The organism is Caballeronia sp. INML3B (assembly GCF_023631305.1).
GTDB lineage: Bacteria > Pseudomonadota > Gammaproteobacteria > Burkholderiales > Burkholderiaceae > Caballeronia > Caballeronia turbans.
Window position 1 is genome coordinate 120,048 of record NZ_JALQDI010000016.1, and the last position, 12,991, is coordinate 133,038.

Here is a 12,991-nt window from a genome sequence, read left to right on the forward strand (position 1 = left end):
CGACGCGAAGCAATGCGGCCCTCGCACCGCCCGGCGTTGCCCTCACGCCTGGTGGCGCAGTTGCCCAACGGAGTGAGTCTTGAACTTGAATGTGGCCAACAAATACGGCGTGGCTCACGGCGATGAACGACGCGTTGAGGAATCGCTGATGCTGCGCTTCGCCGATGACCTTGAGGGTCTGTCTCTCCCGCGAGCCGATCGATAGGAGGAGGCCAGGCGTCAGGTGGTCGAAGCGGCAGGTCACAGGCGGCCCTCGATTGCAAACGCGTATCTATCGACGCATAGGGTGCAGCAACAAAAAGCGCCCAACGTCACCCTCGATCAGGTGCGTGATGCCATCGCGAGGTTCAACGGCAACAAAAAGCTGCCGCAAACTTCCTTCAGATATTAAGGCAGAAGATGTCGGATATTCAACGTCACGAAAGTGTTACATTTAGTTGATAGTTTGCCAAATGTAACACTTTCGGACAGCCTGATAACCCAATAAAATCAATGGAATGCGCTAAACGCGTCCACGCAAAGCGCCATATCAGTGATATGGCGCGTGGGTTCAGTCCCGCGCTTCTGAGTCAATGCAAGAGCCAATCCAGCGACCGGCTTGTCATAGCGTGATAGGTGAGAATGGCGGCCAAGGCGAGGACCACAGCGATTTGCGGTGCGAGCTTTGCGCGCAGGCGGTAAGCGGCGCGAAGGTAGTCGATGGGCGACATGTGTTTCGCCGTGGTGGTGGTCGCTGGCGCCAACTGGCCAGCACCAAACCAGTATGAAGGTACAAGCCAGAAGTCAAGTTACCAGCGATTGCGGTCCGGCAAATCGTCAACTGCGAGGTTCACGCTGTTTTCGAAACTGCCCTCGTCCCCGCCGGTAGCGGGAATTCGCGGAAACTGAATCGAGGCTATGCCATCGATGTAGACGCGTTTAGCAAGTTGCTGGAGCTTCCGGTATCTCGCAGCATCGTTGAGCACTGTGTCGACAGGCCAAAAATCGCTCAAGGTGATCTTGCTGTCGACGATTTTCGCAGCCAGCATGGCGAAAATTGGGCCGCGCTTTTCCCAGTCGCCTTCCGTCCGTGCCAAGAGGTTGATCTGGAATGGCGCATCGAGGGCGGCACGCGGCCCCTAGCGAAGGCGGGCGCGATCTGGAACACTCGGACGCGGCGCCGCTGTCAAGCACATTCGTACCAAGGACGCAAGGCGTGGGCGCTGGGCGCTTAAGCTGTCGAACATACAACGATCGGTCCTTGCGTGGGATGGTCTGGATCGCGCACACATTGCCCACGAGCGCGATAGGAAAGGAAACCGATGGTTGGCCGATCCAGCGATAGGCTGCAAGAAATCGCTCTTCCTCATAATAGAAGTCGTTCCAAGACACCGGCATCCCATTGAATACCAACTTAAGACGGTCCATCAGTTGTCACTGCCGATCCCATCTTTGCGGCCATTACTCTTTTTCTCCCGAGCGCTCGGGCGGCACCGTTTGCTATGAGCGGTCATTTGTTGTGTTCTCTACTCGTGCCTTCCGATTTGTACTCCAAACTAAAAACTTGCCGTCCGACTAGGATACGCGGACATGCGTACTGAAATGTGTCAGATTCATCGGCTCTTCTTTTCCCGATCAATGTGATTGGCATCCCACGCTAGAAGCGACCTGTGCTAGGTCCACTGACTTGCGTGCCTCGGAACGAGCGGTTAGTTTTCCTGGGCCTTACGCACCTCCGAACATTGCTTTTGCAGGCCGTGCAGCGCCCTGAAGGTGGATATGGCGTTGCACGATTGGGACAAGCCGCGCCGTACGGCGCGGCTTGCATTCAACGAAAAATTGCAGACGCGCTGACGGCGCGCGTCGGCTATCAGTCGGCCTATTTCGATGATCCGCGAGCCCAATGAGCTCAATGCCGAACTACACGGTTAGCGATCCGCCGTATGAACATCCGAAAAGCAAATGTGCCCGACCACGAACAACGTCAACGACGTGAAGCAAAGCAAAACTGTTTCAATGACTGCGCGCAAGTCCCAGGTCTTCGTCGTGTAGACCAAATAGCCTGCACCGATAAGCGCCCAGGCGCTCAACAAGTGGGCGAATTGTCCATTAAGCCGCCGTTGAGACTCACTCGGCGCTTCAAAGAGTCGCAGTTTGGACAAGCAGCGCTCGCGAATGCTTAGCCTCGCGCCTACGACATATTCACCGTTCTGTTTGCGTTCGACTCGATAGCTGACCCCATCTACTTTGACGCTCATACTGATCTGTCGCTCCGACGTCTCTAGGATGCCGAGCAACGCACTTAGCCGCGGCGGCAGCGTGAGACGAGATGACGCCTGCACCACGACATGATCCGTCAGATCCAGACCGCCTGCATAACGGACTTCCAATACAGCGACTTTCATAAAACCTCCTTAGGTTGAAATGTGCATGCCTTCAGCGTTGTGCCGAAAGCGGACTACAACGGTTGAAAACAACGATGGCGGCGGTATGCGCGTCGCGATCAGCTAAGCCCATCGGCCCTCAAGCGCAGACACGATGGAAATGAAGTGCAAGTGGAGCGGCACGCGAATTGTTGCCGTCGATAAACGTCCGGTCCGACTAATCGGCATCAAGAACACGACCGACAATGGTGGCGACACGTCCGACGCGCTCGCGAGGGCAAGCGTGTTCTTAATTCCGCCGGAATAGAGAGATGAAGATCTGGTGACGGGCGAGCAGAAGCCGCTCGCCTGACATGTCGATGCGTTAAAACGCGGTAGATGAATTCAATATAGGCCGACAGCCGTTCTCCGTGAGGCGGAAAGCTTCGAAAAAAACGCAGTCTTTCCGGTTTTGCTCGGACCCGCGCCGAGTTCTGTCCGCAACGGAGGTCTGGATAGTTCTTGTGGCCATGCGTTGCCCGAGTTGGATCGACGCTGTGCCTGCCCTACTCTTGGCCATGTTTCGCCATCGCTTTCGTTGTGTTTCCGCTCCGATCCTTCGTCGCGGTACCGTCTTGTTCTTAAACGAAGGGCGAGCACCGCCCGGTGATCGACAGCGTGACTGGCTTCGCCGGCATACCGCATGTCCGAGATATATGGCTATCAAGTCGCGCTGCGTCGAGATAGCGTGCATGCGTTGCGCGAAAATTGAGCAATCTCAAGCGCAAGAAGTAATGTAAATCGGACAACGCCAGAACGCCGTCCGGTGCGGTCGGATGAAGGCAACAGTCCGCCTCAGCAAATACCGCGATACTCTCGACCGGACAGTCGTGTTGAGAGAGCACTGACCGTAGATAACGCACCGCCGGCTTTGCGCGCCGTAGAGGCGACGTGTGCACCGTGATGCCGCCCAAGTCATCGATCACGAGCAGCTCATCTTCGTTGGTCCCGGGCCTGACCTCGCCCCTCCAATCGTAGTAATTGACGACGAAAACACCGAAATGCGTAACGGCGAGGCAATGGACCAATGTCGTTGCGTTTGCGGTGCCCGGCGCATGTTCGAGGGTTACGTCTTCATGAAAGCGCACTTGGCTCTCACACACGCGGCCGAATACGGGCGCGATTCGGCGGCGCAACCAGCGGCAGACCCGCCGACGGCGGGTGCCTGAGACTGAATCGTGCTCTTGCGGATGAGTCGGGCGATCGGCGCCGCTTTGCATTCGATCGTTAAACGGATGGAATGCGGCTTCTCGTTTCTGAACTGGATCTCTCATTCGTTTCTCCCGGTTGGTTTATTGCGGTCATCAATCAGTCTTCGCAGAGCGCTGCAGGTTGATGGACGACGCTTTGCTAAGTTGGCCTGGCTCGCTCGCACCCAGCAAAGAACATTGAGCGATAGGCATCGTGATGTACGAGATTGCGTGCCGTCCTGGTTAAGGAACAGGCAATCGCGCGCAATCAAAAGCGGCGCGGGGGTCCGATTGCTGCGTGATAAGTTGCGTAGAGCGCGTTCCAGTGAGTGCACGTTTATGCACATTCCCGACGACATGATGCGTCTGCAATCAGAAGGTTTCGAAGGGCGCCGAGACGCTTCATCTGCGCGGGGACAAGACAGGTTTCTTTCTCTAGACGCTCGAGCCGCCTGAGCCAGTAAGACCGGTCAAGGTAAGGCGGCATGGGCGCTGCATTCGCGTTTAGCAGGTGGCGTATCACGCATTCAAGGTGCGCCAATTCGGCGTCCGCGAACCGTGAAGGTCGCTTCAGCTCCGACGCTCCAGACGTCGCAGTGGGTTGCCGTTTCATCGCAGGCATGCTTTCGCTCCACCAGCGCGAGGGCGCTTCGCGCGCATCGGGTCGCGCGTGCGCGCTCGAGCCCGCATAAGGCGCGAGGTACGCTGCTTAGGAGCGGCGCTGTGCGCTCGTTGTGCGGGTGGCGGATGACACAGACGTTTCGTTGTCGGCATAGCGGCGGATAGCTGGTTTGAACAAAACCAGCATGCCCGCGACAGCGAGAAGTCAAGGCGAGGCCGTGACCTGAAGCAAATACAGGAAGAAAGCTCCCGCGCCGCCATGCAGGCAGGGTCATTACGTCTGTATGCTCCCACTATGAGGAACCGAGACACGGACGAAAGCGGCAGCTGCCACGACTCGCTTGGAGACGCAGTACCGCGCCGAGCGGCAAAAAAAAACCGCGGCCGCCTTTACGCCCTACACGATTCGTATCCCTAACCTTTTTCGTTGGCGGCTACGAGCGCATTAATGCGACAGTCGCGTGCTTGGTCTATTCTTTTACTGCTCAAAGTAGCAGGGGCTCGACGATAAGGTGACAGTCTCCGCCGATGTCGTACATCGCTTTTCAGACGCATGGAACGCGAACGGCGAAATCAGCCACTCATTGTCATGGGCCGGCGGGTGGTGACGGCGCGGCACGACGCTGGTTCCGAAGAGATGGATGGCCCTGACGCCTCCCAGATTTGGTTAGTGGGAGGAGCGGCTATTCAGCGGGTGAAACGGCTAGAAACTATCATGATATTTCTAGAAGCAAGCATCCCGCGACTCATGCCACGAATATCATGGTATTCCCACGCCGCGTGTTAATTTTTTGATAGAGGTGCACTATCTGACGGCTTATCACGCAAGGAGTTATGAATTTCCGCGCGAGCAGGCAATCGCGCCGCCACGAACAGCGCCTTTTTCTTCGCTGCGTCGTCGTCGGCTCCTCCGTCTTTTTGCTCAGCGATCTGGGCGGATTCAACCGGTCGTCGCAACACCTTTGATCGAGGAGGTGTTTATGGAGACGACGGACTGGATGCGTAAGTTGACAGGGCGAGGAGCCCGGTTGAATCCGCCCTGTCATCGCCGATCTGAACGGTGAATGAGAAACTCCCGCGTTCGACCGGCGCACGCGTCAGCGCGGAGCGCTTCTTCGCTGAGCAGCCGTGTCAGCCGAAGCCTTAGGCCACGAGGGACGCTCTCCGGAGAGCGTCCCACTGCGCTGGCGCGAGGAGCTAAGTCGTTGAATCGCCGACAAAAATCCCTGTTACAAAACGTGCCGGATATTCACCTCCCCCTTATTCGGCACGCTTTTCGTATTATGGAATTGCTGACTCCACTGTTTCGTTCGGAAAACCAAAATTAGACTCCGATAAGCGTCCGCCGGCCGTCAATTTACGAAATGGAGGTTAGACCAGCAGATCGCCGAGCAACGACAACTGACCACGCGCCTGATCGTCGAAGGACGCGCCGTGACGTTCGCTAGGCGGGTAACCACCGAGGCACGCTTTGCGCGGGTACAACGTGCGCGAGGGCAGGGACCGCCGTTGCAGAGGATCTACTACCCGCCGCACGGAAACTCCTTGCGTTTGATTGGCGCATGCGTCAGCGCGAAGCACATTACCTCGATGAACAGCGGCGCAGAGTCTAACATTGAAATGTGGGGGCACGCTTTCCGTATTATGAATTCGCCCGTATCACAGGTTCCTTTGCGCGAACGATCGGCGCGCCATATCAGTGATAATTCACTTTGGCCGGACGGAGTTTTTTTAAGCCCCTGATTATAAATAGAAAAAACGAAAAACGCGGCTGTGACAAATGGTGACCTTTTGCTCGATTGTCACACTCGGGGTGCCGTCGCAGCAGGACGAGCACACATTGACATTCCCCGCGCGGCAAAAAGATACGCAAGACAGTGCGCCTTTCCGGAAATGCGCTTCATCATGATAGCTCCGGTTTTCTGCGTTGACGTCTAGCAGCGAGAGCGAAACTTTAGACGCTTAGACACGTCTCGGGGCGGGTTTATCCGCGCTTCGACGGAGAGCGGACGGGCCGAACGGCCTTTGCGCTCATCGCCCGAAATCGCTTAGATCGGGATCGTTCGGACCTCCTCCGACACTGCCTAGAGCGAGATGGCCGCCGGTGGGCGTAAAGCGCACGCCGCGGTGGCACCTTTCTTAACAGAGGCCATCGATTTGCGAAATCGAGGTTAGCCCGGTAGATCGCCGAGCGACGACAACTGACCGGGCGCCTGATCGTCGCCTGATCGTCGAAGAACACGCCGCGACGTTCGCAAGGTGGGTAACCACCGAGGCACGCTTGCGCGGGTACAACGTGCGCGAGGGCGGAGACTGCCGTTGCAGAGGATCTAATACCGGCCGCACGGAAACTCCTTACGTTCGATTGGCGCATGCGGCAGCGCGAAGCACATTACCTCGATGAGCAGCGGCGCTAGCCGAAGCCGTAGACTATGACGGACGCTCTCCGGAGAGCGTCCCACTGCGTTGACGCGAGGAGCTAAACTAATAAATTTACTGCAAAAGAGCCCAATACTAAAACACGATACCTTTCCCGTTTTCCCAGGCGCCGCATTTCATGTCGGCTATGTCCGGGCTCCAGCGGGCGTGTGCCCATTAACGGGGGGGGGATAACTGGGCACACGTTCGCTGCGAAGGTTTTCGGCCACAAATCAAAGCGTTACGAGAGTCCGCGCGCCTGCTCAACGCTATCCGGATAGCGTTGCCTGACCGTGGCCCGCACGAAAGCGCACCGACTATCGGCAAAGCGTTCTGACCTTCAGCGATTGCCGCGGCTTTGCTAATGCGCTTCTAGGCGTGGAGCTTTTGAAGCGGTCCACGACGGCTGCCGCTTTCCGCTAATGTCGCGGGGCACCCGGTGCATCATGCCGCCCACTATCGCGGCAACTACCGCCGACGCGTGCCCAATTGGTGTCGACGCCTTAACGCCGTAGGGGGCTCTCGGACCAGCACGCCTTTTTCGAAGGTCCGACTCGAAGGAGCTTCCCACATAGGCGCGCAATTGGTCTTCAAGCTCCTCCCGTGCCCTCGACGTTCGGCAACTTCCGACACTTGCTGCGCTTGCTCGTCGCATCGTTTGGCGAGGTAGGCAGTGTCGATTGGATCTACACGAAAGCGTTCGTCAGCTTGAGAGAAGCTAGTTGCTTCGAGGCGTGGCTGACGACGCCAGAAAACCTGTGTCCGGGATCCCCGCTGCTCGCATCGAAGCGCACACCCAAATGGGGTAAGAAGGCGCTCCGCAACGAGCTAACGACGTGCCGAATAATTACCCCCCTTATTCGGCACGCTTTCCGTATTATGGATTCGCCCATCTCATAAGTTCCTTTGCGCGAACGATCGGCGCGCCGTATCACTGATAATTCACCCGGTCGGAATCGCTCCGGGCTAACGTTCTGTTTTAAAAGCGAAAAGCAAGAAAAAACAGGTGTGACAATCCGGGTCTTTCTGCAATTGTCACACTCGACGCCTCTGTCGCCGCTAGAAAAGCTCACATTCCCAAATCGTTGCGCGCCTAAAGACGCCAAAAACAGCGTCTTTGTGGCAAACGCGTTTCATCATGATAACTCCGGCTTTCTGCGTTGACGTTTAGCGGCGAAAACGAAACTTTAGACGTCTAGACGCGTCTCCGGGCGGGCTTATCCGCGCCTCGACGGAGAGGCGACGGACGGAACGGCCTTTGCGATCATCGCCCGAAATCGCTTAGATCAGGATCCTTCGGACGTGCTCCGACACTTGCCTAGAGCGTGATGTCCGCCGCTGGGAGTCAAGCGCACGCGGCGATGGCATTTGGCTAGATAGAGGCCATCGGTTGCGAGATGGACGTCAGCCCGGTAGATCGCCGAGCAACGACAACTGACCACGCGCCGGATCGTCGAGGGACCCACCGCGATGTTCGCTAGGCGTGTAATCACCGAGGCACGCTTGCGCAGGGGCAGCGTGCACGACGGCGGAGCCTACCGTTGCAACGGGTTGAATACCTCCGCACTTTGCGAGAAGGCGATAAAGCGCTTGCCTCGAAATGTTCAAACTCTTCGCGGCTTCCGATTTGACGCCATTCGCGCCCTTAAGGGCGGCGATCACCTGTTCGGGCGTGATCACGGGTCGCGATAGGCGCTCAGCCGTGGCAAACGTCGAGATGTATGCCGTTGCCTTTGCTGCGAGACTATGTCCAGCGGCTTCCACTAACTGTTGCATGGCCCGCTGATGAAGCTCTGGATCGGGCCGGTGGTCGGCCCGCTTGATGGGTGCCGGTACGCCGGTGATTTGCTCGTACATTCTCTGGAGGTACGCATGGCGTAGTCCATGCACCGTGACGCCCAAGCCGGCGCGGCTGATGCCCTCCTTTTGCAGGACATGGTAGAAATGGCGATACCACTTCTTTAACGACCACGGCTCTGGAATCATCGACCCCGTGCGTGGGTTGGCAAGCCTCGCCGCGCGGATCAAAACTTCATATTGCCACTCGGCATCAATAGGCACGAGCCTGGGCCGTCCTCCCTTGGTACCGTCGATGACATGCAGGTGGCCTGAAACGCGCAAACACTGCAGGGGACGCAAGAGCATGCTTTCCTGTGCGCGCAGCCCAAAGGTGGCCTGCAGTTCCACCTGGATTGCGACCCAGCGATCGCACTCGCAGAGTCGAGAGATCGTGTTATTGACGTCGACGTCGGCCGCTTCCCACGATTTGTCTTCCTGCGCCACATAGTACCGGCGGTATCCGTCGGGCCGCTTGATGTAGTCATCAACGGTTCCTACAAGTTGGTGCTTTTTCATCCACGCGGCGAGTGTGCGCCAGTAGGTGAGCTTGTTTTCGACGGTGCCCGGCGCCTGCTCCTTCTCGGTGACCCAAAGCTTAACGAGATAGGCGATGTGTTTTTCCGAGAGGTTCCACGGCGACTGAAGCGCGAAGCCGCCCTTTCTTAGTTCGCGAAAGCCGGCGATGAGATGTCGCACGCGGTATGTCTGTGTTTTGATGGAGATTGCGTTCGAGGTCACGCGGGTCTTGCTGTGTGCTTTGGTTAGGTGGTGTTGAAAGAGTTCGGTGAGTTCTTTCGTGAGCCGCTGTGGCAGCCCGGCGTTGTCCAACAGCGTCGAGAAGTTGAGTTGGATTTTCACGGCTGTGATCCGAAAGGCGACGTTCTCACCTATCAAAAGAACGTCCCGGGGTGGTTGGAATACTGCACGCTTTGCTTTCCGGGATCTTAGAGATCAGATTTTCGATTCACCCGGTGCAGGGAAGCACTGCGACCCGATGATCCCTACTCCGGACGAATCCGAAGTCCGGCTACTTGACCGCAGGCAAAAGCCTGTCGAGCCAAGCAATTCTTGTTGCGCATTTTGTTTTCGGCTGCGCGGGCCGACAGAAAGAGATCAAGAAATCCGCACTCATGGTGCAAGTGATTTCCCGTCTCGAGAGCTTGTTCATCACGGTCGCCTCGATGTGGGACCGCGTGAGTCAGGCTTGGCGTGATTGCCGGAGACGAAAGGAAGGTAGACGTTCGCACTGTCCGTGCGAGGTTGTTCTCAGTCGATGAGGTTTTGCGTTTTGCTAGAAAAGCTAGCGTTCATGCGGTTCCTGTTGAACTCAGTTTCCGACATGACACGGCCAGTTCAATGGGCAGCGTCGCTGCCGTTCAGTGAGATTGCGCTCATCGAGCGCGAGGCTTGGTACAAATGAAGTGCGATGCACTCAGGTCGATGCGTCGGTGACGCGGATAGGTAATTAGGATACTAGGCCCTTCGGCGCGCGAGGTTTGACGGAAAGCTCGCGATTTCGATACGCCTTTAGACATTCGCCTTTCAATGCCTGTACAAACACAGCGCAAAGCGATTCGCAACCTTGCGCTTCATTTTAACGATCGGCGGTCTCATGCTCACCGGTTTCATCGTGTGGGCCGAGTTCGCGCCGATGCCGATTGGTGCGCTTCTAGCGGTGCTCAAGCGTTGCGGGGACATTCCTGTCAACGCCGGCTAAAACCCGATCGGGTGATGGCCTTGACGATCCTGCTTGCGTTGGTCGAATAGATTAGACGTACCGCACCGGAGCAGAATCGTACTGCCGCACGATGTCATCGTGCGTAAGCAGCACGATTCCTTCCGAGATCGCCTGAGCGATTAGCATCCGGTCAAACGGATCTCTGTGAATTGGCGGAAGCTGCAGTATCTCGAGGGCGTGATGAGCCTCTATCGAGAGCTCGTTGTATCCGGCGTCAAGAAGGCTCGTTCGAAAAATGCGGGCATCGAGTTGGAAATCGGGACGTCGGAGCGAGCTCTTGATGACGATCTCCCAAATACTCTGAACACTGAAGTAAAGCGTGTTGGTCGGATCTTCGATCAGGCTGCGCGCTTGCTCGGACAGCGCTGGATCATCGCCCGCCGCCCAGATGAGCAGATGCGTATCGAGAAGAAACCTCACTTCGTCTTGCCCTCGAACATATCAGCAATCTCTTCCGCACCCATCGTATTGAAGTCAGCGGGCACCTTCAACTGGCCCTTCATGAATCCAATACGCCTGCGCGGTTTCTCCGCTTCGGCGTCTATCCTGACAACCTTGACCAACGGCTTGCCCGCTTTCGCGATAACGAACGGCTGTCCGCCGTTCACCGTCTCATCGATGAGCTTCGAGAGGTTGGTCTTTGCTTCGTGCATGTTGAACGTACGCATTTGCACTCCGATTGAACTTAGTCCGATAGGCTTAGTTTATGTTGGCGATTGCGAAATTGCAACGGTGTCGCATTGCCGACCTGAGACGAGCGAGCATCGTCTTCGCGGGACGATCCGACGGTTCTCCGCGACAATTCGCCCGTTTGCGACGCGGCAGACGCGGAAGCACCGGAGTTCACGGCACGGGCCCCTTCAGCCACTGTCCTTCAGAGAAAGGTACGACGCACGTACGAGCAGTCGCAGATGAGCGGCGTTGGCACCCGACGTTTCTGTCGCGCACAAGGCCTTGCCGTCAGCACGTTCGGGTTGTGGCGCAGGAAAGCGTTCGCATCGAAATGACTGGCGTGCATGCGGAACGCATCATCCGCTTTCTGCTTGCCAGCCTGGCGTTGCGCGGTGCTGATCGCCGCTGACGTTCGAGCCTACATCTGCCGCGAGTCGGTCGACACTCGCAGCAATCGACTCTGTCGAACGCGCGCACCTGCCGCCCGAACGCGCCGCGCACGTGATGGTTCTTGCCGTGCACATCGTTGGCGATGGCGCCGTCCAACTGTCGACGAACGCAACAAGCGCCACGTGCCGTTCACGCCGCCCGTCTCGCTCATCAACGGCCTCACGCTGCGCGCGTTCAACGAACTGTATTACCGCAGGCAGCGCAAGCCCTTCGAGATTTCGCGCGTGGGCTATGACGGCTATTTCTATCCGCTCGACAGCCTGCTCGAATGGAACCGTGTGTATGGGCCGTCCGGGTTTCAGCAATATCAGTGCGTCGTGCCGGCGGCGAGCGCGCGCGATGCGGTGCGCGCGATGCTCGATCGCATTTCATCGAGCGGCACGGGCTCGTTTCTCGCGGTGCTCAAGCGCTGCGGGGACATTGCATCGCCGGGACTGTTGTCGTTTCCGATGGAAGGGACGTCGCTCGCGCTCGACTTCCCGCAGCACGAGATGCGCAATGCGCAGCTTTTCGACGCGCTCGACACGATCGTGCGCGAAGCCGGCGGACGCATCTATCCGGCCAAGGACGCGCACATGTCGGGCGCCGATTTCCGCGCCGCCTATCCTCAATGGCAGCAACTCGAGTCGCTTCGCGATCCGGCCATGCTGTCGCACTTCTGGAAACGAGTGACCGGCCTATGAAGAACATCGTCATCGTGGGCGCCACGTCCGCCATTGCCATCGCCTGCGCGCGCGAATGGGCCGTCAAAGGTGCGCGCTTCTTTCTGGTCGCTCGCAATCAGGAGCGCATGGAGCAGGTCGCCGCCGATCTGACCGCGCGCGGGGCCGCGTCGGTTGCGGCGCATCGGCTCGATATCGACAGGCTCGACGATCACGCCGCGATGCTCGCCGACTGCGCGGCGCACATGGATTCGATCGATATTGTGCTGGTCGCGTCGGGGACGCTGCCGGATCAGGCCGCTTGTCAGCGCGATCCGGCCGTCGCGGTGCGCGAGTTTCATACCAATGCGCTCTCGCTGATCGCGCTGCTCACGCCGATCGCCAATCGGCTCGAAGCGCAGCGGCATGGAACGCTGGCCGTGATTTCATCGGTGGCGGGCGATCGCGGGCGGCCGTCGAATTATCTGTACGGCAGCGCGAAGGCCGCGTTGCAGGCGTTTCTCGAAGGCTTGCGGGCGCGGCTTTTCAAGGTCGGCGTGCATGTGGTCGATGTCAAGCCCGGCTTCGTTGCCACGCCGATGACCGCGGGTTTGCCGCTGCCGGGACCGCTCGTCGCGACGCCGGAGAAGGTCGCGAAGGATATCGTGCGCGCGGTCGAGCGGAAGAAGGACGTGCTTTATACGCCGTGGTTCTGGTGGGGCATCATGCTCATCATTCGGAACGTGCCGCGGTTCGTGTTCAAGCGCGCGAGTCTCTAAGAGAACGAGCGGAACACGTAGCGCTTGTCGAGTCGGTACTTGATCACGTAGCCGATCGCGAGACCGATGCACGCGCCGATGTAGCGTGCTTCGGCCGTTCCGAAGATGTGATTGAAGCCGAATTCCACGCCCCAGAAGATTGCCGTGGTGACGAGGCCCATCGTCACGTAGAGCGTGAACATGGTCGCGTCATGGCGCGCGTTCTCCGCCTTGAAGCGGAAGATCCATTTCTTGTCGAGCA

10 protein-coding genes and 1 pseudogene are annotated in these 12,991 nt (G+C 58.0%); 3 read left to right on the plus strand and 8 right to left on the minus strand.

From position 1 onward, the window contains the following. Positions 1–569: 569 nt before the first annotated feature. From NCS58_RS11220 to NCS58_RS11250, 7 genes are all read right to left on the minus strand, one after another. Entirely contained in the window at positions 570–710 is a 141-nt protein-coding gene (locus tag NCS58_RS11220) for a hypothetical protein (RefSeq protein WP_250538443.1), read from the minus strand. 78 nt (positions 711–788) lie between these two features. Then, positions 789–1,076: a hypothetical protein gene (locus NCS58_RS11225; RefSeq protein WP_250538444.1), complete on the minus strand. Its 288-nt coding sequence runs from the start codon at positions 1,074–1,076 to the stop codon at positions 789–791. 831 nt (positions 1,077–1,907) lie between these two features. Continuing rightward, positions 1,908–2,384: a hypothetical protein gene (locus NCS58_RS11230; RefSeq protein ID WP_250538445.1), complete on the minus strand. Its 477-nt coding sequence runs from the start codon at positions 2,382–2,384 to the stop codon at positions 1,908–1,910. Between the two features lie 599 nt (positions 2,385–2,983). Continuing rightward, complete coding sequence (locus tag NCS58_RS11235; protein WP_250538446.1) at positions 2,984–3,676, minus strand: nuclease-related domain-containing protein; 693 nt, start codon at positions 3,674–3,676, stop codon at positions 2,984–2,986. 4,359 nt (positions 3,677–8,035) lie between these two features. After that, a complete protein-coding gene (locus NCS58_RS11240; protein ID WP_250538447.1) occupies positions 8,036–9,328 on the minus strand; it encodes an integrase domain-containing protein in 1,293 nt (430 codons plus the stop codon). A gap of 910 nt (positions 9,329–10,238) precedes the next feature. Next, positions 10,239–10,628: a type II toxin-antitoxin system VapC family toxin gene (locus NCS58_RS11245; RefSeq protein WP_250538448.1), complete on the minus strand. Its 390-nt coding sequence runs from the start codon at positions 10,626–10,628 to the stop codon at positions 10,239–10,241. Next, positions 10,625–10,876 carry a type II toxin-antitoxin system Phd/YefM family antitoxin gene (locus NCS58_RS11250; RefSeq protein WP_250538449.1) on the minus strand — a complete coding sequence of 84 codons (252 nt, stop codon included), beginning with the start codon at positions 10,874–10,876 and terminating at the stop codon, positions 10,625–10,627. The genes NCS58_RS11245 and NCS58_RS11250 overlap by 4 nt, the downstream gene beginning before the upstream one ends. Positions 10,877–11,119: 243 nt before the next feature. Between NCS58_RS11250 and tnpA the strand changes: the two genes are divergently transcribed. From tnpA to NCS58_RS11260, 3 genes and pseudogenes are all read left to right on the plus strand, one after another. Next, positions 11,120–11,215: an IS66 family insertion sequence element accessory protein TnpA gene (tnpA, locus tag NCS58_RS34455; RefSeq protein ID WP_409241820.1), complete on the plus strand. Its 96-nt coding sequence runs from the start codon at positions 11,120–11,122 to the stop codon at positions 11,213–11,215. Between the two features lie 213 nt (positions 11,216–11,428). Beyond that, a pseudogene (locus NCS58_RS11255) lies at positions 11,429–12,013 on the plus strand (FAD-binding protein); the annotation flags it as partial. Next, entirely contained in the window at positions 12,010–12,750 is a 741-nt protein-coding gene (locus tag NCS58_RS11260) for an SDR family oxidoreductase (RefSeq protein ID WP_061119296.1), read from the plus strand. The pseudogene NCS58_RS11255 and the gene NCS58_RS11260, both read left to right, overlap by 4 nt. Here the strand turns inward: NCS58_RS11260 and NCS58_RS11265 are convergent. Next, the coding region (locus tag NCS58_RS11265) for a GtrA family protein (RefSeq protein WP_250538450.1) at positions 12,747–12,991 on the minus strand (245 nt) is incomplete at its 5' end. The genes NCS58_RS11260 and NCS58_RS11265 overlap by 4 nt on opposite strands.

What these genes read in the sequence shown, in the direction of transcription:
- NCS58_RS11260 (WP_061119296.1), top strand. Translation starts at nt 12,010, where the DNA reads ATGAAGAACATCGTCATCGTGGGCGCCACGTCCGCCATTGCCATCGCC.
- NCS58_RS11250 (WP_250538449.1), bottom strand. Translation starts at nt 10,876, where the DNA reads ATGCGTACGTTCAACATGCACGAAGCAAAGACCAACCTCTCGAAGCTC.
- NCS58_RS11230 (WP_250538445.1), bottom strand. Translation starts at nt 2,384, where the DNA reads ATGAAAGTCGCTGTATTGGAAGTCCGTTATGCAGGCGGTCTGGATCTG.
- tnpA (WP_409241820.1), top strand. Translation starts at nt 11,120, where the DNA reads ATGAGCGGCGTTGGCACCCGACGTTTCTGTCGCGCACAAGGCCTTGCC.
- NCS58_RS11220 (WP_250538443.1), bottom strand. Translation starts at nt 710, where the DNA reads ATGTCGCCCATCGACTACCTTCGCGCCGCTTACCGCCTGCGCGCAAAG.
- NCS58_RS11235 (WP_250538446.1), bottom strand. Translation starts at nt 3,676, where the DNA reads ATGAGAGATCCAGTTCAGAAACGAGAAGCCGCATTCCATCCGTTTAAC.